At 68.8% G+C, this 20890-nt stretch carries 18 protein-coding genes; 11 read left to right on the forward strand and 7 right to left on the reverse strand.

Annotated elements, in window-relative coordinates; all coding sequences use genetic code 11:
• Positions 1 to 2073, reverse strand: a complete 2073-nt coding sequence (locus N5095_RS11055) for a PrkA family serine protein kinase (protein ID WP_267622895.1) — start codon at positions 2071 to 2073, stop codon at positions 1 to 3.
• A 1123-nt stretch (positions 2074 to 3196) separates the two neighbouring features.
• On the opposite strand from N5095_RS11055, the gene N5095_RS11060 reads away from it, so the two are divergent.
• On the forward strand, positions 3197 to 3619 hold the full coding sequence (locus N5095_RS11060) for a DUF5820 family protein (RefSeq protein ID WP_267622896.1): 423 nt from the start codon (positions 3197 to 3199) through the stop codon (positions 3617 to 3619).
• Positions 3620 to 3657: 38 nt separating this feature from the next.
• Positions 3658 to 4107 (forward strand): UPF0179 family protein, encoded by a 450-nt coding sequence (locus tag N5095_RS11065; protein ID WP_267622897.1) that lies wholly within the window; start codon positions 3658 to 3660, stop codon positions 4105 to 4107.
• Positions 4108 to 4218: 111 nt separating this feature from the next.
• Here N5095_RS11065 and N5095_RS11070 read toward each other — a convergent pair whose 3' ends face one another.
• Positions 4219 to 6978: an AAA domain-containing protein gene (locus tag N5095_RS11070; protein ID WP_267622898.1), complete on the reverse strand. Its 2760-nt coding sequence runs from the start codon at positions 6976 to 6978 to the stop codon at positions 4219 to 4221.
• Positions 6979 to 7177: 199 nt separating this feature from the next.
• Here N5095_RS11070 and N5095_RS11075 point away from each other — a divergent pair, with 199 nt between their 5' ends.
• From N5095_RS11075 to N5095_RS11095, 5 genes are all read left to right on the forward strand, one after another.
• Positions 7178 to 7435, forward strand: coding sequence for a hypothetical protein (locus tag N5095_RS11075; protein WP_267622899.1), 258 nt, complete (start codon positions 7178 to 7180; stop codon positions 7433 to 7435).
• Between the two features lie 73 nt (positions 7436 to 7508).
• Positions 7509 to 7898: a hypothetical protein gene (locus N5095_RS11080; protein ID WP_267622900.1), complete on the forward strand. Its 390-nt coding sequence runs from the start codon at positions 7509 to 7511 to the stop codon at positions 7896 to 7898.
• Between the two features lie 76 nt (positions 7899 to 7974).
• Positions 7975 to 8526, forward strand: a complete 552-nt coding sequence (locus N5095_RS11085) for a hypothetical protein (RefSeq protein ID WP_267622901.1) — start codon at positions 7975 to 7977, stop codon at positions 8524 to 8526.
• 55 nt (positions 8527 to 8581) lie between these two features.
• Positions 8582 to 9004, forward strand: a complete 423-nt coding sequence (locus N5095_RS11090; RefSeq protein ID WP_267622902.1) for a nuclear transport factor 2 family protein — start codon at positions 8582 to 8584, stop codon at positions 9002 to 9004.
• Positions 9004 to 9219 carry a hypothetical protein gene (locus N5095_RS11095; RefSeq protein WP_267622903.1) on the forward strand — a complete coding sequence of 72 codons (216 nt, stop codon included), beginning with the start codon at positions 9004 to 9006 and terminating at the stop codon, positions 9217 to 9219. The genes N5095_RS11090 and N5095_RS11095 overlap by 1 nt, the downstream gene beginning before the upstream one ends.
• A gap of 158 nt (positions 9220 to 9377) precedes the next feature.
• On the opposite strand, the gene N5095_RS11100 is transcribed toward N5095_RS11095, so the two are convergent.
• The 3 genes from N5095_RS11100 to N5095_RS11110 form a co-directional block, all read right to left on the reverse strand.
• Positions 9378 to 10085, reverse strand: coding sequence for a DUF2270 domain-containing protein (locus N5095_RS11100; RefSeq protein ID WP_267622904.1), 708 nt, complete (start codon positions 10083 to 10085; stop codon positions 9378 to 9380).
• Between the two features lie 137 nt (positions 10086 to 10222).
• Entirely contained in the window at positions 10223 to 11032 is an 810-nt protein-coding gene (locus N5095_RS11105; RefSeq protein WP_267622905.1) for an alpha/beta fold hydrolase, read from the reverse strand.
• Positions 11033 to 11109: 77 nt separating this feature from the next.
• Positions 11110 to 11433, reverse strand: coding sequence for an ASCH domain-containing protein (locus N5095_RS11110; RefSeq protein WP_267622906.1), 324 nt, complete (start codon positions 11431 to 11433; stop codon positions 11110 to 11112).
• Between the two features lie 141 nt (positions 11434 to 11574).
• Between N5095_RS11110 and N5095_RS11115 the strand changes: the two genes are divergently transcribed.
• Positions 11575 to 13071, forward strand: a complete 1497-nt coding sequence (locus N5095_RS11115) for an amidase (protein ID WP_267622907.1) — start codon at positions 11575 to 11577, stop codon at positions 13069 to 13071.
• Positions 13072 to 13111: 40 nt separating this feature from the next.
• Here the strand turns inward: N5095_RS11115 and N5095_RS11120 are convergent, their stop codons facing one another.
• A complete protein-coding gene (locus N5095_RS11120) occupies positions 13112 to 14065 on the reverse strand; it encodes a zinc-dependent metalloprotease (RefSeq protein ID WP_267622908.1) in 954 nt (317 codons plus the stop codon).
• A gap of 594 nt (positions 14066 to 14659) precedes the next feature.
• On the opposite strand from N5095_RS11120, the gene N5095_RS11125 reads away from it, so the two are divergent.
• On the forward strand, positions 14660 to 15826 hold the full coding sequence (locus tag N5095_RS11125) for an HD domain-containing protein (RefSeq protein WP_267622909.1): 1167 nt from the start codon (positions 14660 to 14662) through the stop codon (positions 15824 to 15826).
• Positions 15827 to 15838: 12 nt separating this feature from the next.
• Here the strand turns inward: N5095_RS11125 and N5095_RS11130 are convergent, their stop codons facing one another.
• Entirely contained in the window at positions 15839 to 16927 is a 1089-nt protein-coding gene (locus N5095_RS11130) for a winged helix-turn-helix domain-containing protein (RefSeq protein ID WP_267622910.1), read from the reverse strand.
• A gap of 129 nt (positions 16928 to 17056) precedes the next feature.
• On the opposite strand from N5095_RS11130, the gene N5095_RS11135 reads away from it, so the two are divergent.
• Together N5095_RS11135 and N5095_RS11140 are read left to right on the forward strand one after the other, a co-directional pair.
• Positions 17057 to 18940 (forward strand): ABC transporter ATP-binding protein, encoded by a 1884-nt coding sequence (locus tag N5095_RS11135; RefSeq protein ID WP_267622911.1) that lies wholly within the window; start codon positions 17057 to 17059, stop codon positions 18938 to 18940.
• Complete coding sequence (locus tag N5095_RS11140) at positions 18937 to 20859, forward strand: ABC transporter ATP-binding protein (protein WP_267622912.1); 1923 nt, start codon at positions 18937 to 18939, stop codon at positions 20857 to 20859. The genes N5095_RS11135 and N5095_RS11140 overlap by 4 nt, the downstream gene beginning before the upstream one ends.
• Positions 20860 to 20890 lie beyond the last annotated feature (31 nt).

The following is a 20890-nucleotide window of genomic DNA, read 5'->3' on the forward strand; positions in this document are numbered from 1 at the left end:
TCAGTCCTCGAGCTCGGCTTTCGCCACCTCCGCACCGGCGAACTCGAGCACCTCGCGGGCGCCCTCGGTCGAGTACCCCTGCTCTTCGAGCGCCGTCACCCACGCGTTGCGCTCGTCGTCGTCGAGTTCGTTCGCCGACACCAGCGCCGAGAAGTTGATGTTGTGCTTCTTGTCCTCCCAGAGCTTGCGTTCGAGGGCGCGGCGCAGGCGGTCGTTGTCCTGCGGGTTGAACGTCGTCCCCTCGCGGGCGCGTCGGGAGACCCAGTTCGAGACCTCCTGGCGGAAGTCGTCCTTGCGGTCGCTCGGGATGTCGAGTTTCTCCTCGACGGAGCGCAGGAACTTCTCGTCCGGCTCCTGTTCGCGGCCCGTGAGTTCGTCCTCGACGGTGGCGTCGTCGATGTAGGCCATCACGTGGTCCATGTACTTCTCGCCCTGGCGCTGTATCTCGTCCAGGTCGTAGGCCAGCGCGTGGCGCACGTCCTCGATGGCGCGCTCCTTGTACTCCTCGCGGACGAGTTCGAGGTAGCGGTGGTAGCGCTCCAGGTTCTCCTCGGGGATGGAGCCGTGGTTCTCCAAGTTCTCCTCGAAGTGGTTGAAGATGGTGAGCGGGCTCAGGTAGTTCCGCCCCCGGTGGGTGGAGTCCATGATGGCCTCGGCGATCTCGTCGCCGATGAACCGCGCGGAGACGCCGGACATCCCCTCCGCGATGTCGGCTTTCGCCTCGCCCTCCTCGCGGAGCTTCTTCACGTCGACGTCGTCGCCGTCGTCGATTTCGCCGTTGTAGGCCTTGGCCTTCTGGACGAGCGTGACGCGCTCGCCGTCGGGCTCCTCGATGCGGGTGAGGACGCCGAACAACCCCGCCATCTCCAGGGCGTGGGGCTCGATGTGCATGTTCGGCACGTCCGCGTTGCGCAGCATCTTCCGGTAGATGTCGGCCTCGTGGTCGTACTCGAGGACGTACGGGAAGTCGATGCGCTTGGTGCGGTCGTTGAACGCCTCCATCTTCTCGTCGCCCTTCTTGTCCCGGTACTCGGGCATGTTCGTCCGGCCGACGATGACCTGGTCGATGTCGATACGCGGGTTGTTCTTCGGCTTGATGGTCTGTTCCTGCGTCGCGTGCAGGAAGTCGTAGAGGAACTCCCGCTGCAGTTTGAGGAGCTCCTCGCCCGAGAACAGCCCCCGATTGGCGTTACAGAACGCCCCCGCGTAGTCGAACGCGCGGGGGTCGGACTCGCCGTAGATGGCGAGCTTCGAGTAGTTGACGTCGCCCGTGAGTTCGGTCTCGTCCTGGTTCTTCTTGTCCTTCGGTTCGAACGTCTCGACGCACTGGCGCTTGTTCTCGCTCGCGACCAGCCGGATTATCTCGATGTGGTTCTCCAGCACCGCCTGGAGGTCGTCGTCGTACTCGGTGAGCAGGCGGTCCATGTAGAACTCGCTGGCGGGGTCCAGCGACTGCTCGTTGCGGATGGTGTACGGCGCGTCGAACGCCTCGTTGATGGAGTCGATGACGTGGTCGCGCTGGGCCTGCGGGAGCAGGACGAGCGGGTCCTGGTTCATCGGCGACCGGACCGTGTCGTCGGCGGGGTCCTGGTCGCGGATGACGTCGCCGAGGTTGGTCCACCGGAAGGTGTACATCCGGCCCTCGTCGCGCATCGTGTAGTCCTCGAAGTACCGCCGGACCATCCAGTCGAAGTGGGACTTCCCCGACCCCACCGGACCGAGGAGGAGTTTGATGCGTTTCTCGGGGCCGAGTCCGCGGGCACCGGACTTCACCTTGTTGACGAACTCGTGGATGGACTCGTGGACCTCGCGGCCGTAGAAGACGTTCTCCCCGTCGTGGAGCGGGTCCTCCGAGGCCATCTGGTACTCGACGATACCCGCTTCCTCGTCGTACTCCGTACCGTAGTGGTCGAACATGTCGGCAACGCGCTGGTGGGCGTTGCGGGCGATTCGCGGGTCCTCGTACACCTGTTCGAGGTACCAGTCGAAGGACTTGGCCTCCCGCAGGTCCGAGGGAACCGACTCTTTGTAGTTTCTACTGAGCTCTTCGAGGGTTTCTCTTTCACCGGTCATTGTATCACTCGGGAATCACTTCGTCGCGACCCCGGTCGTCGCGGCCGGACCGTGGCGGGCGCCGACGACCCGTCGGCGCTGGCCAAACACTGACTCGGAGCGACGGCACCGCTCACCCTACGGGCGAACGCCGCGGTCGGGTGACCGTTCCTTGCCATGTTTATTCATACCACATGCCCCGGCGTCAGCGACGGCGACACCGACGACTTCGACAGGAAGCGACGCGTTCGACGACGATACGCGGGGCGGTCGTCCGGTCCGGTCGACCGAGACTATTAATGTATTGGTGCTTGGTACCACATAACGTTTGTCCCAACTGCCGCCATAGTTGGTTCATACTAATAGAAAACCGCAGTACGGAACGGAGTGGAATCGTATAGGGTGTCAATCGAAGCCTACAAATATATATAGTAGCCCAAGCAGGGTTGATAACCAAAATCGGCAGTGATTGTCGCTGTCGGATGATTAGCCTACTATTCTGGGCCCTCCTTGTCTACACGGTGGAGCTGGTACCACAGTATGGCGATCGTAAGGGAGTGAACTACGATTGCCAGTATTTTTACACCGATTTCGAGTCCCGTGAGTATCCCTTCCATGGTGGTGGATTTCTCACTTCGTCGCGCCCCCGGTCGTCGCGGCCGGACCGTGGCGGGCGCCGACGACCCGTCGGCGCTGGCCAAACACTGACTCGGAGCGACGGCACCGCTCACCCCACGGGCGAACGCCGCGGTCGGGTGACCGTTCCTTGCCATGTTTGTCCATACCACATGCCCCGGTGTCAGCGACGGCGACACCGACGACTTCGACAGGAAGCGACGCGTTCGACGACGATACGCGGGGCGGTCGTCCGGTCCGGTCGACCGAGACTATTAATTTGTTGGTGCTTGGTACCACATAACATTTGCCCCGATTTCGTTCGTAATCTCCCGTTGCCGGGGACGGAACCCGGAGACGGCGGCGGGTTCGGGTTCGCCGGCATGACACTGTCAGCGAAAGCCTTTACAAGGGTGTGCTAACCGGAGGCCAGTGAGGTTCGGTTACCGTGTTTCCTCGCCACACTCGCGGTCGCCCGCCTCGTGGTCGAAAGCGGGAGTCCTATCCCCGACGGCGGGCAAGGGCGGGCGTGAGCTTCGACTCCCTCCCGGACGGGTGGACCGTCTGGACCGACGAGACCGAGGGTCGGGCGATACTCGCCTACCGGCCCGACGTGTTCGACACCGACGCGTTCCCGGCTCCGTGTATGCCGACGCTGTTCGTCAGCAACCGCTCGCGGAAGAACCGGCCCGAGGCACGCTACGTCGCCACCGACACCTGGCACGTCACCCTGTATCTGGAGCCGGAGGTCGCAGGTGAGGTCGAGGAGTACGACAGCCGCGAGGCGGCGGTCGAGGGGGCTCGCGAGTACGCCCGCCGGTTCGCCGAGGGCGAAATCGACCACCGGGCGCTGTACCAGGTGCCCCGCGACGACTACCTCGCGAAGTTGGACGAGCTACTCGGTGGAGGTCGAAGCGGGGACGGGGACGACGGGAACGGGGAAGGCGCGTAGACGGGAGCCTTATCCGGACCCCCCGCGAATCTCGCGTCATGTCGAAGGTGACCCTCATCGGGACTCGGCTCGCGTCGGTCGGGACCGAGTTCGTCTACGAGGGGGAGTCGAGCGCGTGCGAGGGGTGTCCCTACCGGAACCAGTGTCTCAATCTGACGGTCGGGAACCGCTACCGCGTCACGGGCGTGCGCGAAGGCGGGCAGACGCTCGAGTGTGCGGTCCACGACACGGGCGTCCGGGCCGTGGAGGTCGAGCCTGCGAGCGTCCCGGCGAACGTCCCCGCCCGCGGTGCCTACGCCGGGAGCAAGGCGCAACTGGCCGGCCCCTGTCCGTACACGGAGTGTCCGAGCCACGAGTACTGTGTGCCGGAGGGCGCCGAGTTCGACACCGAGTACCGCATCGACGAGATAATCGGGGAGCCACCCCACGAGTACTGTCATCTGGGCCGAGACCTGACGCTGGTGGAGTTGGCGGCGCGGGACGAGTAGTTCGAAGACCCCCGGTGTGTCAGGCGACGTTCCGTTCGGCGTCCCGAGCAGTCTGTCCTGGCCTTTCGGAGTCCGGCCCCTTCAGGGGCCCCACCCTCGCACCACAGGCGTCTATCGCCGCGCCCAGTCCAGCATCCGCCCGTAGAACGGGTCGCTCTCCAGTGCGCTCGCGTCGCCGACGAGGACGAGCGCCTTCTTCGCTCGCGTCAGCGCCACGTTCACGCGGCGGGTGTCCTCGAAGATGGGGCCGTCCATGTTGTCGGTGGCGACGAACGAGACGAGGACGACCTCCTTGCTCGACCCCTGAAAGCGGTCGACGGTGTCGACGGTCACGTCGACCCGTCGGGTGATTTCTGCCACCTGCGCCCGGAACGGGGCGATGACGCCGATGTCGTCGGGGTCGACGCCGGCGTCGACGTAGGCGCGAACGAGTTCGGCGACGCGGTCCGCCTCCCGGGGGTTGGTGTTGCCGGCCCGCGAGCCGTCGGGGTCGACGAACGCGACCGGGTCCCGAATCTCGGGCGGCAGGTCGTCGACGTCGACGCCCAATCCCGAGAGGTGCTGGCCGGCGACCTCGCCGGTGGCGGGTCGGAGCGCCCCGTCGTAGAACTCCGCGGAGGCGAACGCTTGGATGCGCTGGCTCATGCGGTACTGCCGGTCGAGCATCACCGACGCGTCGGGGTAGGCCTCGATGAGCCGCTCGAAGAGGGACTCCGTGAGGTCGTTCTCCGCACGGACGACCGGCGGTAGCTGCTGGTGGTCGCCGACGAGGACGAACCGGTCGGCGAGGTTGACCGCGGCGAGGGTGTTCGGCTCCGTCAACTGGGACGCCTCGTCGACGAGCGCCACGTCGAAGGACTGCTCGCGCATCGGTCGCGACCCGCAGGAGGAGGTCGTCGCGGCGACGACCGAAGCCCCGTTCAACTCGGCGGCGCGGTCGTTCGGCTCGCCCTCCTTCACCAGCCGGAGGTCCTGCATGTCCTCGCGGACGCCGTTCTCGGTGCCGAATCGAACCACGTAATCGGACTGCGTCCGGTTGCCAGCGGAGCTCTGCTCCGCGCTGTCCCCGTACCCCTGTTCGCGGAGGGCTTCGAGCGCGTTGTCGACCGCCCGATTCGTGAACGCCGAGAGGAGGACGCGGTCGCCGCGGTCGACGAGCGCCCGAATCGTTCGGGCGATGGTGTAGGTCTTGCCGGTCCCCGGCGGGCCGTGAATGAGCGCACAGTCCTCGGCCCGGGTGGCGAGGTTCACCGCCTCGTTCTGGGCCGCGTTGTTGTCGATGTACGTTCGCGTCTCGCCGGAGAACGCCGGCGCCCGCCGCCCGAACAGCACGTCCTTGCGCTCCTCGCTCCCCTTCAGCACCGCGTCGTGGAGCGCGGTGAGCATCCGGTCGACGGATATCTCGGAGGGGTACACGTCCAGCCGGCGCAGGGAGAGCGGTTCGTCGACGGTGACGACGACCTCGTCGCCTGCCGTTCCGCCTAGTTTGCGGATGCGACACAGCTCCGCGTGTCCCTCCACCGGGTCGCCGTCGCTGGCGAGCGCCACGTCGCCCTCCCGGAGTTTGGAGACGGCGTCGCCGGGCTTCTTCGCGCGGAGTTCCCAGCGCCCGCCCTCGATTTGGCGGCGCCCCTGCGGGTCGAGGTTTACGAGCGCGCGGTCGGCGTCGGCGCGCTCCGCTGCGGTCTGTTCCCACAGTTTTCTGTACTCCGTGTGGGTCTCGCGACGTTCCTCCTCGAGGGCGCGGTAGAACCGGTCGAAGTACTCGCGTTCCTCCTCGGGGACCGCCTGGCCGATAGCGCCGGCCTTCGACTCCTGGCCGAGGCGGCCGGCGACGACCATGCAGGTGTCCTTCTCGAAGCAGTACTCGCACTTCGCGTCCGCTTCGTACCCCGTCGGCACCGACGAGTCGAACTCCATCGCCGCGATTTCGTTGCGCTGGCGGACGACGAAGTCGAGCAGGCCGGACCCGACCGAGAACTCCTTCGCCGGCGAGAGGTCGCCGGTCGCCTCGTTTCGGTCGAGCGCCGTGTTCTTTGTGTACAGGAGGGTGCCGGTGTCGGCCGGGACGCCGCGCTCTTCGAGCATCAGCGCGTAACAGGCGGCCTGAATCTTGTCCTGGAAGCGCGGGTCGCGCTTCGTGTTTTTCCCCGTCTTCAGTTCGACCGGGGCCCCCCGCCGCAGGGCGTCGGCACGGCCCTTGATGCCGAATGTCGGCGAGATGAGCGTGTACTCCGAGCGCCAGTCGTCTTCCTCCGTCAGCGTCCCCTGCGAGAGCCACCCCTCGATGGCGGCGGCGTTTCTCCTCACTTCGTCTCTGACCTCCTCGGCCTCCCTCCCGAGCAGGCCTAACTCGAGGCCGGCCTCGGCGACGCGCTCGTCGATGGACTCCTCCAGGTCCCGGCCCCGGAGCAGGTCGCCGAACACCTCGTGGACGATGGTCCCCTTCGCCACGGGGTAGTTGAGCGGGATGCCCGAGAGCTTGTTGAGGTAGTACATCCGGGGACACTGCACCCACGAGCGCACGTCGGTCACGTTGACGAGGAACCCCGGTTCGAGCACGACGTACGAGTTCTTTGAGGTCGTGTACCCGACGTTCCCCTGGTACTCGTTCTCCTCGGCGTCCGTGAGGAGCAACTCCATGCCCGCCTGCGCGTGCTCGGCGGTGTGGGTCCACTTCCCCCAGAGCGTCACCGTCGTCGGCTCGGGGGTGACCGCGGCGGTGCTTCGGTCGGAGTTCGCGGCACCCGACGGCGGCGAACTCCCGTTCGGGTCGGGACGAATCACCAGTTCCGCGAGGCTCCGCTCGCCGTACTGCGTCGACACCTCGCGGGGCTCCCGAACCTCGATAATCTCGCCGCGGACGTTCAATGTGGGTGACCAGCGCGGCGCGTGGGTAAACGCTGTCGGTCGTCGGAGGGAGGGGCGACGGGAGCCGGACCCCTCGGGTTACGGCTCGACGGACGAACGGATATCCGGCGCGACTCTCCTCCGGACTCCTCCCAATCCATATTATCACCTAATGGTGTACCGCCAGTCGAATTATATGCCCGAACGGTCATCTCGAACCATGAGCAGTGAACTGATGTCGAACAGGAGCGTGATGGTCGTCCGGTTCGGCACCGACTCCGGGAGGGAAGCCACGCTCGACAGTATCGTCACCGACGGCGGCACACCGACGTTGACCTGCACGGACTGTGAGTCGAGCGGACGCGTCTCCAGTCGGCAGGCGGCGACGGCCAACGGCGACATCGACGGTATCAGGCGCGACGTGAAGTGCGACGATTGCGCCGGGGCCGCCGAGCGACGCGCCGACGTCACCACCTGAAGAGAGGCCCGGCTTCCGGGCTCTCCGATTCGGTTCCGGTGACGGCAAGTACCCGGCCCGCCTCCACGCGACCGTGACAGAGGACACAGCGGGTGCGGAGAGCGAGGAGAACGACGAGGCTGTGAAGACCACCGGGGGTAGGTTCGGGAACCTCGGGTGGGGCGCGAAGCTCGCTTTGGGGGCGCTGCTCGCGTTCGTGCTGCTCGGCGCGGCGGTGCAAGTCTCCATCGGGGGTGCGGCCGCGGTCCCCGAGGCGCTCGTCAGCGTCTACATCGTCGCCCTCGCCGCGTGGGGCGTGCTCGGTGACGCCGCCGGCACGAAGCGGTTCCGCATCGCTCTCTACGCGGGCGTGCTCGCGTGGGGCGTCGTCAACTACGTCGCCGGCCGACAGGGGTTCGTGACGTACGCGCTCCTGGTTCTCGGTGCGGTGCTCCTGACCCGCGAACTGGCGATACGAGACTGAGGACGGGCGGCGAGGAGAACGGCGGCTCACGGACCGGCATCCTCATCTCCGCCACACCCGAACCGTCGCACGAACGATGCGTGTCAGGGAGTGGCAGGACATCCTCGACGACGTGACCGAGGGGCGCGTCGACCCCGACGGCTGGCGGGCCGTCGCCGGCGACCGACAGCGGGGGCTCGGGGAGGACCTCTGCCTCGGCCACCCCGCCCGGGGTCTCTTTCACCTCAAGACGTACTCGAAGAACCCCTACGACGTGAAGGGCGTCGGCGCCCGCGTGGCCAGGAAGGTCGACGACGGCATCGACCCGCTGCTCCCCGACCGCGAGTCGGCGGGCCGGTTCGCGGTCAATCGCCCGCCGGAGGACGAGGACGAGGCGAAGTCGATGGCGACCCGACTGGAGGAGACGCTGCGAGTCCACGGCGAGGTGCCGACGACGGGTGAGGACCTCTTCACCGACGTGATGGAGGCGCTCGACAGCCCCGCGTTCGGCCCGATGGAGTACGAGTTCGCCGACCGCCCGGACCGCCTCGACGGCCTCGCCGACGAGTTCGAGGCGGCCGAAGAGCTGCTGAACGCCGAACTCGACGACCTCGTCGAGGACGACGGCGTCGACCGCGGGTTCCAGTAGTCTCCGGACGGCCGTCTCGCACACGTTGAAAAGCCCTCGGCCCCTGGGATGAGACATGAGCGCCGAAGCGACGGTGAGAGACTACTACGAGGCCCTCCGACGCGGCGAGCCGCTGTATCCGTACTTCGCCGAGCGGCCGGACGTGGTGAAGTTCGGGGTCGGCGAGCGCCTGACGGGGTACGACGAGGTCGCGGAGGGGCTGCGCGAGCAGACTCGCACGACCGACGACTGGACGGTCAAGAGCCGAAACCTGGTCGTCGTCGCCCGCGAGGACTACGCTTGGTTCAGCGACGACGTGTTCATGGGGTGGTACGACACGGAGACGGGTCGCGAACGCGAGTTCGACACCCGCTGGAGCGGGACGCTCGAACGGAGCGGCGAGGAGTGGCTGTTCGTCGGGATGCACGTCAGTGTGCCGTACTCGGGGGACGGGAACGAGGGCGAGGACGGAGACGACGCGGGTCGCGGGGCGGCCTGATGGTCGGACCCACCATGTCCGACGAGGAGCGTATCAGCGCGAACGCCCGGCTCCGAATCGGCTTCGTCGTGCTCGTCGGCATCTCGGCGGGCCTCGTCTCGCTGCAGGTCGACCCCACACCCCTCCAGGTCGCCGGGTCGGTCGCCGCCGGGCTCCTCGTCGGCTGGCTCCTCGTGCGTTGGCTCGTCAGGAGCTACCGCAAGAGCAATCTCTGACCCGGGGTGGGCCACCGGACCCTCCCGGCGACCGGGAGCCGCCTGCCGGTGGCGTTCACTCCGACCGCACCTCCGTCACGTCGTAGACGTTCGACTCCCGGACGTGTGAGGTCACACGAGAGGGGGGCCGGGCTCTTCGCCGTCGACGGTCGCCGGCGTTACTCGTCGGTTTTCCACTCGCCGGGCTCCTCGCCGTGGAACTCGCCTTTCGCCTCCCGGGTGGTCGGCCACGCCGCCAGCACTACCGCGCCGAGGTAACCTACTCCGACGACGAGGACCACCACGGTTCCGGGGATACCTGGGACTGCCGCCGTCTCGAATACGGTCTCGTCCGGGACGAATATCGTGATTCGGAACAGCCACGCGAGCGACAGGACGGTGATCAGCGGGAAGTAGACGCGTTTGAGCCGCCGGGACAGCGCCTCCCGCGTCGAGACCTTCAGCGTGGGCTTTCGCAAGTCGTTGCCGAGCCCCTCCCGCCAGTTCGAGTGGGTCGTTCCTGCCGGGTCGAACGCGTTGGCGAAGACGTTCTCCTCGATGAGCCGCACCCGCGACCGGGTCGCGTCGTACGTCCGATAGCGCCGGAGGTCGAACAGGAGGAACATCATCAGCGCGAGCATCCCGAGGAGGATGAAGTACGGCGGGCTGTCGGCGCTGCCGAACGAGAGCGCGAGGACGGCGGTGAGGAGGGCGATAGCCCAGTCGGTCGTCAGGTCGAGTCGACCCAGGTGGGTCGACATCTGCCCGACCTCGCCGCGGTAGTAGTGCGGGAGCAACGAGAGGAACTCCTCCGTGTCGCGCCCTGCCTCCGCTGCCACTTCCCGAGCGTCGCGACTCTCGGTGTCGAACGAATCGTCGTCTGCCATAGCGTACCGGTTCGTCGCGGCAGACATATAGCCGCGTCTGCGACGACACTATCGTTCGGGTCTGATTGGGGCGACGAGGTCCGTGTCGGGTCGGCCGACGACCGAACCGGTCGGATGCGACGACGGCCGACCCGTTGCTACACTCGCTCCAGAAACGCTCGAACCTCGTCGAGGGCGGCGTCGAAGGCGTCGTTGAGCACGTAGTGGCCGGCGTCGTCGAATCGAGCCAGTCGTCCGTCGGCGAGCGATTCGACCGCCTCTCCGTCCTTCGTCCGCCGGTCGTCGTCCCCGTCGGAGCGGAGAATCAACGTCGGCGCCGTGATGTCGGGGAACACCGCCCGGAGGGGTTTCGGGTAGCCCTCGCGTGCGATCTCGGCGATTCGTGGGCAGAGTTGTGTCGTCGCCGTCGCGAGTCGGCGGGCCTGCGCTTCGTCCCACTCCTCGTAGTGTTCGGCGACGAGTTCGTCGACCGTCGCGTCGGCCACGGCGTCGAGACGCTCGCTGACGACACCGGCCATCTCGTCCGGGCTCACGTCCGGCGTGTCGTGCATCCCGATGGGGTCCTCCAGGACGAGGGCACGCGGGAGGCTGGGGTGCTCGGCGGCCGCCCACGCGACCGTCGCGGCGCCCATCGAGTGGCCGACGAGCACCGGGTCCTCGATTTCGAGTCCCCGGACGAGACCGACGAGGTCGCCGACGCGGTCCTCGATGCCGTACCCGTCCTCGGGAGCGTCCGACTTCCCGTGGCCGCGGGCGTCGTAGGTCACCACGTCGTAGTCGTCCGCGAGCGCCTCGGCGAGGGGTACCCAGCGGAGGCCGCCGTCGTAGAAGCCGTGGGCCATGACGACGGTGGGAGCGTCCTCTGTCGGGTCGCCGGTCCGGTAGTAGCGGAGGTCGATACCGTTCGTCCGGAGCGTACCCGTGCTCCAGCCGTCGGGGAGGGTCATGGGACTGCTCTGCTACCGATATCGGGAGTAAAAGCGTTGTCATCTACGGAGCGGCCGTGGCGTCCCCCGTGAACGGCTCAGTCCGCGCGCTCGAAGCGGTAGGTCAGCACCTCGTCCGAGTCGTCCCACTCGAAGTTGCCGCCGTGGACGCGCACCATGCGCTCCTTGTAGGCTTCGAGCGACTCAGACCCCTCCCGTCGGGCGTCCTCGTCGGTGAACTCGCCGAGCGTCCGGTGCTCGACGCTCGTCACGCGGAAGGTGTCGTCGTCGAGCGTGAACGTGTCGCCCTCCTCGGCGTAGCGGTTGCTCGCGCCACGAGTCATCTGGGAGATGTCGCCGCTCTGCACGGCGCCTTTCACGCGGTCGTTCGGCAGTAGGGCGTCGGCGTCGATTTCGGACATACCCGAGTTCTGGGTCTCTCGGGGCAAAACGCTGTGGCCCGCGGCACAGCTATCGGGTGCCCACCGACGCATCAACGCGCGAGAACGAGTCGCACGAACAGTTATCCCCGCCTCCGCGGATTGGCGCCTACGGAGTTTCCCATGTTCGACGTGACAGAGGCCACCATCGACGACGTGCACGCCGCCTACGAGTCGGGCGAGTTGACCTGCCGCGAACTCGTCGAGCGCTACCTCGACCGTATCGAGGCGTACGACGGGGACGGACCGGCGCTCAACGCGATAGTCACCGTCAACGACCGCGCGACGGCCCGCGCAGACGAGTTGGACGCCGCGTTCGAGGCGGACGGGTTCGTCGGCCCGCTCCACGGCGTCCCGTTTCTCGTGAAGGACCAGGTCGAGACGGCCGACGTGCGGACCACGTTCGGGTCCGAGGCGTTCGCCGACTACCACCCCGCCGAGAACGCGACGCTGATAGACCGGCTGGAAGACGCCGGCGCGGTCGTCCTCGCCAAGACCAACCTGCCCGACTGGGCGACCTCCTGGTTCGGCTACTCCTCGATTACGGGGCGCACGAAGAACCCCTACGACCTCGCCCGCGACCCCGGCGGCTCCTCCAGCGGGACGGGCGCCGGGGTCGCCGCCAACCTCGGTCTCGTCGGCATCGGGGAGGACACCGGCGGCTCCATCCGCCTGCCCTCGGCGTACAACAACCTGTTCGGCATCCGGGTGACGCCCGGGCTCCTCAGTCGGACCGGGATGTCGCCGCTCGTCGTCTCCCAGGACACGCCGGGGCCGATGGCGCGTACTGCGAAGGAGCTGGCGCAGGTGCTCGACGTGACGGTCGGCTACGACGCCGACGACGAGTACACGGCCGTCGCCGCACTCACCGAGGACGCCGGGCGCTACGTCGACTCGCTCGACCCCGACGCGCTGTCGGGTGCCCGCATCGGCGTCCTCCGCGACGCGTTCGGCGACGCCGACGACCCGGAGAGCGGGCCGGTCACGCGCCTGGTCGACGAGGCGATCGAGACGATGGCCGAGGCGGGCGCGGAGGTGGTCGACCCGGTGTCGATTCCGGACCTCGACGTCCACCTGGAGGCGACCTCGCTATACATCCTCCAGTCCAAACGCGACCTGAACGCGTTCTTCGCCGCCCGTGACGACGCCCCCGTCGACTCCGTCGAGGAGTTGTACGACTCCGGGCAGTACCACGAGGTGCTCGACCTCCTCGTCGGCATCGCCGAAAACGGTCCCGAGGACCCGACGGACGACCCGGGGTACTGGGAGGCCGTCGCCGCTCAGCCCGCGTTCCAGCGGGCGGTGCTGAACGTCTACGCCGCGCACGACCTCGACGTCCTCCTCTGTCCGGACGCCCAGGTGGTGCCGCCGACCGCCGAGTCCATCGAAGCCGGCGAGTTGGACACGCTGACGTTCCCGACGAACACCGTCGTCGCCTCGCAGGCGGGCCTCTGTGCGGTGTCGGTTCCGGCGGGGCTGACGGACGACGGGCTTCCGGTCGGCGTCGAACTCCTCGGCAAGCCCTACCGCGAGTCGACCCTGCTGTCGCTCGCACACGCCTTCGAGCGGATGGCCGACCCGCGCGTCCCGCCGGAGACGGCGCCGCCGCTCGACGAGTGAGGTGAGGTGAGGTAGAGGTCGGTTCCGACTCGTCTCCCGCTCAGACCACCCGGCGCATCCACTGCTCGGGGTGGTCGAGTTCGTCGTCGGTCGGGAGGTTCTCCGGGCGCTCCCACACCTTCGAGGCGGCGGCCACCCCGCGGGCGTCGGCGACGGCCTCGAAGAAGGCGGCGCCGCGTTCGTACTGCCGGCGTTTCAGCCCGAGGCCCAGCGCGCGCCGGACGAGGCGGGCGAGCGGGCCGCCGCCTTGGCGGCGTTCGTCGAGCTTCCGGCGGAGGTCCTCGTAGTCGTCGTCGAAGGCGCGGTCCATCAGGAGTTCCGCGTACCCCTCGACGGCGGTCATGGCGGTGTCGAGTTCCTGGAACGAGTGGCGGTCGAATCCGCCCTCGGCGAGGGTGTCGACGCCCTCCTCCATGCGCTGTTCGAGGTAGCCGGAGAGCCACGGCGCGGCGCCGAACTCGGCGGCGTGGGTCACCTCGTGGAAGGCGATCCAGCGCCGGAACCGCGGGTAGTCCACGTCGAGCATCGCCGCGACCTTCTGGATGTTCGGACGGACGAAGTACAGCGAGTGGTCGGGGTCGCCCTCGGCTAGGAGAAGCGGGTCGTACTGTCCGAGGACGTTCTTCCCGAGGAAGGAGAGCATGAACGCCATCGTCCCGGTGTTGACGACGCGGGCGACGCCGGGGAAGAAGGAGCCGCCCTTCTCCTCGATGGGGCGCATGACGCGCTCGAAGGTGGCGACGTTGGCGTCTATCCAGTGGTGACGGTTCTGCACCTCGACGGTGTCGGGGAGGTCGAACTCCACCTCGGCGACGCGGCGCACCTCGCGGCGGGCGTCGCGCACGTCTGTGGCGTACCCCGTTCGCTCCTCCTGGGTGAGGGTGAGGTCGCCCGGCGGCGTCGAGGCTTTCGCGGCCTCCGCGACGGCGGCCCAGTCGACGAACCCCGTGCCGGAGGCGTTCGTCACCGCCCGGACGCTGCGATAGAGGTCCATTACCGATTCTGGGAGTCGGCGCCGTATAACGCTTGTTACGGGTGTGAGTTCGTTTGCTACGAGTTAGAGGAGCTAGTAGATGCCGAGGGTTATGTGAGGCAAGTATTATTGGGATGATGACCCAGCAAAGCCGTCGCTCCCTCGGGTCGTCTGACTCGCTGTGCTCCTCGTCGCTCCCTCCGGTCGCTCCTTCGGTGCTTGGCTGGCGAGAGCCTGCTGCTCTCGCTGCTTCCCGCTCGCTCCGCTCGCCGGGACCTCCGTCCGCGGCGGAGTCTTCCGGTGGATGAGAGAGGGAGCGTCAGCGACCGAGCGAATCGGCTGGGGAGGACGTGGCTGCGGTGCAGTCGGGTGGGGCTTCGAAAGGGGCCGGTGACTGGACGAAGCACGACGAAGCAAGCACCGCAACGAGCGGAGCGAGCGAGGAGCACAGCGAGGCGCGCGAGTCCAGCCACCGGGGGCTTTCGGAAGCCTCCGACACGGACCCTACACGAACTCCACCACCAACCACCGATACCACGGACCACAGACGAAACACCCATACGCCGACCCCACCCACCGACGAACCAACTCGTACCCCGAGAGGCCCACAGAACGATGAAAGCGATCAAGGACAGCGTCCACGACCACATCACGCTCGACCCCGTCGCGGCCGACCTGCTCGACACCCCCGCGTTCCAGCGGCTGCGCCACATCAAACAGCTCTCCACGGTCCGGCTCGTCTACCCCTCCGCCTCCCACACGCGCTTCGAACACTCCCTCGGCGTCTACCACCTCGCCGACCGCGCGCTCTCACACCTCGCCGTCGACGACGACACGGCGGCTCACGTCCGCGCCGCCGCCCTGCTCCACGACGTGGGCCACGGCCCCTACGGCCACCAGACCGAGCGCGTCATCATGCGCCACACGGGCCGCCACCACGACGACATCGCCGACCTGCTCCCCGCCACCGAGGCGGGGACGGTCCTGGAGGACCACGGCCTCGACCCCGACCGCGTCGCCGCGCTGGTCCGCGGCGAGGGCGACCTCGGCGGCCTCGTCTCCGGCGAACTCGACGTGGACCGGATGGACTACCTCGTCCGGGACGCCCACCACACCGGCGTCCCCTACGGCACCATCGACCACGAGCGCCTCATCCGCGAACTCCGCCTGCGGGACGGCCAACTCGCCCTCGCCGAGGGGAACGTCTGGACCGCCGAGGCGCTCCTGCTCGCCCGTGCGCTGATGAACGGCACCGTCTACCGTCACCACGTCTCCCGCATCGCCGGCGCGATGCTGGACCGGGCGTCCGAACGCCTGCTCGCCCACGAGTCGGGCCCCGAAGTCGACGAGTTCGCCCGGATGGCCGACCACGGCCTGCTCGTCGCCCTCCGCGAGCACGTCCCCGACCTCGGCGCGCGAATCGAGCGCCGCGACCTCTACAAGCGCGCCGTCTGGGCGGGGCTCGACGAGGTCGACGCCGCGCTCGCCGACCTCTCCTACGACGACCAGCGCGCCGCCGAGCGTGATATCGCCGAGGCGGCCGGCGTCGACGACCACGAGGTAATCGTCGACGCACCGTCTCGCCCGGGCATCAAGGAGTCGAACACCCACGTCGTCGTCGACGGCGTCGTCCGTCGGCTGGAGGACGCCTCCGAACTCGTCGGGGCGCTCCGGGCGACCGAACGGGCGGGGTGGCGACTCGGCGTGTACGCGCCGGAGCCGGTCGTCGACGACGTGCGCGGGGCGGCACTCGACGTGCTGGGCGTGCGGGCGACTCCGTAGCACGCCTCGGCGTCAACACTCGCGGTCGTCGACCGACCGACGCTCGACCGACGTCACCGTCGCGTCCGGTTCGATTACCGCCAGCACGGCCTCCCCCTCGTCGACGAACCGCACCTCGAGTCGCGGCGGCTCCTCGTCGAGAATCGCCGTGTCGAAGGCGTCCAACTCGGCCCAAATCTGCGAGGGGTGGCGGGCGGCCACGTCGAACCCGTGTTCGGCGAGGAACCCCCGCACGACCGGGTGTGTCGTCGCGAGCCCCGTCCCGCTCAGTCGAGCCTCGTTCCCGCAGCGGTCGCAGACGAACGCCGCCTGTGACGGCTTCGGGTCGGCCTCCGTCCCCCCGGGGAGTCGGACGAGTTCCCCCTCGAGGCGGCCGGCGCAGAACGAACAGAACCCGTCGGCGATGCGCGTCGCGAGGCGGTGGTACCAGCGCGAGAAGGCCTCCGGAAGCTCCTCGCGGTCGAACTGGTCGACGGTTCCCGGCGGGAAGGAGAACTTGGCGCCGGCGTCACAGCCCGTACAGCGGAACGTCGCCCGTTCCTCGGCGTACTCGACGACCATCTCGCCGCCACAGAGCGTGCAGTCCCAGTCGACCGGGATGGGGTCGACCGACGCCGCCGCCGTGTACGACCCGGCGTACATCGCCCCGACGACCCGCTTGCCGGCCAGCGTCAGTTCGTAGTCGCCGCCGTCGTCCTTCCGGACGAACGTCCCGAGCAGCTTCCCGAGGTGGTAGTTGAAGTTCCCGCTGTCGGTGATGGCGACGCGGTCGAACAACGCCGAGAACGAGAGCGAGTCGTTCGGCTCCTCTCCGAGCGCGCGCAGCACGTCGATTCGGAGGTCGCTCGCGAGCAGCGAGAACGCCTCGTCGGGCGACCGTCGCTCGACGGTCGCGGACGGCTCTGTGTCGATGTCGGTGATGGTGTCGGCGTCGGTGATGGTGCCGGTGTCGGTGATGGTGTCGGCGTCGGTGATGGTGTCAGCACAGGAGTCACCGCCGCCGAAGTCGCTGTCGCCGTCGGCCCCGTCGCCGCCGTCGGCCCGGCCGTCGCCGTCGGCACTGGTATCGGACCCGTCGTCGTCGAGATCGCCGTCGCTCATGCGTCGTGGCTTGTCACGGCCCGGCATGTCGGTTTCGGTGGACGCCGATGTTGTAACTTTGCCAACAGTAATCGACTGCGGATTACGCTTAACGGGCCAGCGACCGGCGAGTCGAACACGACAGTCACGATGCAGGAGTCGACATCATCGGTCCGGTATCTCGTCCGTCGCTTCGTCGCTCGGCGCTCGGGAGCGTTCCTCGGCGGACTCGTCCTCCTCTTGCTCGGGCTCACCCTCCAGCGGGTGCCGGCGTTCGTCGTCGGCGTCGCGCTCGACGCCCTGCTCCTCGACGCCCGGCCGTTCGCCCTCCCGTTGCTCCCGGCCGATTTGACGCCGGAGACCACAGGTGGGCGGACGGCGCTGCTGCTCGCCGTTCTCGCGGTCGCGGTCGTCGGCGAGAGCGCGGCGAAGTGGTACGGCGGCCTCCGGTACGCCGAGGCGAGCCTGCGCGCACTCCACGAGATTCGCGTCGCCGCAGTCGACGCCGCGCTCTCTCTGTCGACGGCCTTCCACGACGGGAGCGAGGACGCCGACGTGCTCGGCACGCTCGTCGACGACGCCTCGAACCTCCGGGCGCTGTTCGTCGGCACCCGCGACGGCGTCCGCTACGGGGGCGAAATCGTCACCGCGTTCGCCTTCATGCTCCTGCTACACCACGAACTCGCGCTCCTCCTCGCGGCGCTCCCCGCGCTCATCGCCGCGACCGGCCGAGTGTACGCGCGGCTGCTCGAACCGCGCTACGACGCCGTCCGAGGGAGCGTCGGCGCCGTGAACGTCCGCCTCGCCGGCGCCGTCGGGGGAATCCGGACGGTGAAGGCGTTCACCCGTGAGGCTACCGAGCGCGAGCGCGTCGCCGCGGCGTCGGCCGACTACCGGGACGCGAAGTGGTCGGCCCTCCGCCTCCGGGCCGTCTACAACCGCGTCTCCTGGCCGCTCGCCGCCGTCGGCATCTGGGGACTCTTCGCGCTCGGGAGCTACTGGATTCTCGCCGGCCCGCCCCTGTGGTTCTCCGAGCCGCTCACGCCGGGGACGCTCCTGACGTTCATCCTCTTCAGCTTCGCCGTGCTCGACCCGACCCGCCGGCTCGCGGTCGACGTGATCGACCGCTACGAGAGCGCGGCGGCGTCGAGTCGGCGCGTCGTCTCCCTTCTCCGGAGCGACCAGCGCATCGACGAGCGGCCCGACGCCCCGGACCTCGCTGTCGAGGCGGGCGCCGTCGAGTACGACGGCGTCTCCTTCGCGTACTCGGGGGCCGACACCCCGGCAATCGACGACGTCTCCCTCTCGGTCGACGGCGGCGCGTTCGTCGGCGTCGTCGGCCCGACCGGCGCCGGGAAGTCGACGCTGCTGAAGCTGCTGTTCCGGCTGTACGACCCCGACGCGGGGACGGTCCGAATCGACGGTCGGGACGTGTCCGCGGTGACGCTGTCGAGTCTCAGACGGGGGGTCGGCTACGTGAGTCAGGACCCGTTTCTCTTCCCGGGGACCGTCGCCGAGAACGTCGCGTACGCCGAGGCCGACCCCGACCGCGAGGCGGTCGTCGACGCCGCGCGGCTCGCGGGTGCGGACGAGTTCGTCCGCACCCTGCCCGACGGGTACGACACAGAGGTCGGCGAGCGAGGTGCGTCGCTCTCGGGCGGCCAGCGCCAGCGACTCGCCCTCGCGCGGGCGCTGTTCGTCGACCCGCCGATTCTCGTCCTCGACGAGGCGACGAGCCACGTCGACAACGAGACCGGCGCCGAGATTCGCCGCTGCCTGCGGGCGATGGCCGGCGACCGAACCGTCTTCGCGGTCGCCCACCGGCTGTCGACCGTCCGCGACGCCGACCGGATTCTCGTCGTCGAGGACGGCCGACTGGTCGAAGACGGGTGCCACGAGGACCTCGTCGCGACCGGCGGCACCTACGCTCGGCTCTGGCGGACCCAGATCGGCGCCGTCACCGCCGCGGACGGGGGCGGGGGCGAGAAAACGGCGCCGAGAGACACTGACGACGCCCGGGAGGCTGGCCGATGAGCGACGCCATGCTCGCCGAGCGGGCCGAGGCCGACCGGCCGCTCCTCGCGCTGTTTCGACGCTACGGCCGCGGCAACCGACGGTACTTCGTCGCCGCGTCCGTCGCCGGCGCCCTCTCGACGTTTCTGAGCTTCGCCGACGTGTACCTCATCGGGCTGGGCATCGACGCCCTGTTCAACGGCGAGCCGTTCGCGGTGCCGGGGCTGCCGGCGGCGTGGGTGCCGACGGAGCCGATTCCGTTGCTCCTGTTCGTCACCGGGCTGCTCGTCGCGCTCAACGTCCTCACGAACCTCGGCGGGTTCGTCGACGAGTACGCCTCCGGACTGTTCACCCAGCGGTTCCTCCACGAGCTTCGAGTGTCCGTCTTCGACGACGTGCAGCGCCGGGAGCCGGCGTTCTTCGACCGGGCGCGCACCGGCGACGTAATCGGCGCCCTCAACGACGACGTGAACCGGCTGGACAGCTTCTTCAGCACCATCGCCGGCGCCGGCATCTGGATAGCCGTCACGCTCGGCAGCGCCGTCGCGTACATGGGTGCCCTGAACGCCCAACTCGCGCTGGTGGTGCTGCTCGCGGCGCCGCTCGTCGCCGGGTTCAACGTCTGGTTCTCGCGTCGGCTGGAGCCCCTGCAAGACGCCGTCCGGGAGCGCCGCGGGACGCTCAACGCTCGCCTCGAAACGACGCTCTCCGGGACCGACGTGGTCACGTCCTTCGGCGCCGAGGCGTTCGAGCGCGACCGCGCCGCCGACGCCTCCCGCGACCTCTTTCGCTCGCGGTACGAGAGCCGTCGGGCGGCGCTCCGACAGGAGCCGGTCAACCGACTCGTCGTCGGGGGGTGGCTCCTCCTGACGCTCGCGCTCGGGACGTACTGGGTCGTCGAGGGGCCGCCGCCCGGATTCTCAGGGACGCTGACCGCGGGCGAACTCGTCCCGTTCCTCTTCTACTTGGAACGGCTCACGCTCCCGCTGAGGAACCTGACCGGCGTCGTCGACGGGTACACCTCCGCGAAGGCGTCCGCGAAGCGCATCGACGGGCTGACCGCCGGCGTCGACCCGGAGCGGTCGTCCGACGAGGAAAGTGGGTCGTCACGACGACCGGCCGTCGACGGCGGACGCGTCGCCTTCGAGGGCGCGACGTTCGCGTACCCGGGGAGCGACCGCCCGGCACTCGACGGAGTCGACCTCGTCGTCGAACTCGGGGAGACGGTCGGCGTCGTCGGCGCGACCGGTGCCGGGAAGTCCACGCTGGTCGACCTGCTCCTGCGGCTCCGCGAGGCAGACACCGGGCGGGTGACCGTCGACGGCCGCGACGTTCGGGACCTCCCGGTCCGACGGCTCCGGGCGGCCGTCGGCTACGTCGACCAGGAGTCGTTCCTGTTCGACGGGTCGGTCCGATACAACGTCGCGTACGGCGCCTCGGGGACGGCGCCCGGCGACGTGCCCGCAGACCGGGTCGAGGCCGCCGCACGGCTGGCCGGCGCCCACGAGTTCGTCCGCGACCTGCCCGACGGGTACGACACGCGCGTCGGCGAACGCGGCGTGAAACTCTCGGGCGGCCAGCGCCAGCGACTCGCCGTCGCCCGGGCGGTCGTCGACGAACCGCCGGTGCTCGTCCTCGACGAGGCGACGAGCCACGTCGACAGCGAGACCGAGCGCCTGCTCCAGGAGAACCTCGCCGACCTCGCGGCCGACCGGACGACACTCGTCGTCGCCCACCGACTCTCCACGGTGCGCGAGGCGGACCGTATCGTCGTGCTCGACGACGGGGCGGTCGCCGAGTGCGGTTCTCACGGGGCCCTACTCGACCGGGGCGGGCGGTACGCGACGCTGTGGGAGTTGGCGGTCGGGGGCGAGGCGGAGACGGGGACGGAGGGAGGGGCGGTCGATTCGCACCCTGCCGGCGAGTCGGACGGGACGTAGGACGGAGCCGCTGGCTTCGAACCGCTCCTCG

It is taken from the genome of Halobium salinum (assembly GCF_026586625.1).
Taxonomy (GTDB): domain Archaea; phylum Halobacteriota; class Halobacteria; order Halobacteriales; family Haloferacaceae; genus Halobium; species Halobium salinum.